The organism is Terriglobus albidus, assembly GCF_025685425.1.
GTDB classification, from domain to species: domain Bacteria; phylum Acidobacteriota; class Terriglobia; order Terriglobales; family Acidobacteriaceae; genus Terriglobus; species Terriglobus albidus.
The window spans coordinates 1-1,169 of record NZ_JAGTAS010000004.1 but is presented as its reverse complement, the minus strand read 5'-3'; the positions used below and the strand labels follow the sequence as shown (position 1 = coordinate 1,169).

The window sequence follows — 1,169 nt, the reverse complement described above, 5'->3', positions numbered from 1 at the left end:
GAGAAATCTGATTGGAATCAAAATCTAAGTGCAACATCTCTAAGTTTGGGGGTGTTGGATGGGTTGCAGCTACAGTCAGCTGGATGATTTTGAACGAGTAACGATTCAGATCCAGTTGCAGCTTGGGTGGAGAGCAGCGGCGATCGCCGCCGGTCTCAAGCGGTCGCGCTCGACGGTGACGCGTGAGTTGCGCCGCAACGGCTGGAAACCGGCTTCGGAGAGTAGCCCGCAGAGCCGCCGTTGGGGTAATGGCGGCTACGTGGCGCGTCGTGCCAGCCAGCGAGCTCGGATATTGCATCGCAAGCCTCGTGTCGCACGCAAGCTGGTTGTGGGTACACCGCTGTGGGATCAGGTGCTGTTCCATCTTGGCCGGGGCTTGAGCCCGGAGCAGGTTGCGTTCACACTCATGCGTATGCCGGAACCGGTGCGCCTGTCTCACGAAACGATCTACACGGCGTTGTATGCGATGCCTCGCGGTGAGCTTAGAGCTCGCGTCATGACCTTGCTGCGGCGGCGCCGGCTGAGCCGCAGATCCCGCTCCAAGACAGGGGTGGACGCGGCGACACGCAAAGGGTTCATCGAGTCTTTCCAACTGATCGATCATCGTCCCGAGGAAGTGGACCAGCGCCTGGTTCCGGGCCACTGGGAAGGCGATCTGATCAAGGGCCGGCTCAACCAGTCCTGTGTTGGCGTGCTGGTGGAACGCACCACGCTCTATGTCGCCCTGGTCAAGCTGGAGGACGGTTCGGCGAAAACCTGTGCCGAGGGCTTCGCCCGCATCCTCAACCGCTTCGACGCCACGATGCGTAAAACCATGACCTACGACCAGGGACGCGAGATGGCTCAGCACAAATGGCTCCACGAGCAAACAGGCGTCAAGGTCTACTTTGCCCATCCCCACTCACCCTGGGAGAGAGGCATCAACGAAAACACAAATGGCCTGCTACGCCAGTTCCTCCCTAAAGGAGAAGATCTGAGCCGCTTCTCCCAGCAGGACCTCGACGATATCGCTCTGCTGATGAATGCCCGAATCAGAAAATCACTGAAGAAAAAGGCTCCGGCAGAGCTCTTCCTCCCAGAAGGCGCCTTCGACTTCGTGCAGTTCTGGCAAAATCCTGCTAAGTTCACAAACGTTGCACTTGGCGCTTGAATCCGCCCTGCTTCTCTAC

Annotated in this window: 1 protein-coding gene; it reads left to right on the top strand. The window is 58.8% G+C overall.

Annotated features, from left to right (window positions below; translation table 11 throughout):
• The first annotated feature begins 58 nt into the window (after positions 1-58).
• On the top strand, positions 59-1,150 hold the full coding sequence (locus OHL21_RS00025; RefSeq protein ID WP_263415198.1) for an IS30 family transposase: 1,092 nt from the start codon (positions 59-61) through the stop codon (positions 1,148-1,150).
• Positions 1,151-1,169: the final 19 nt, after the last annotated feature.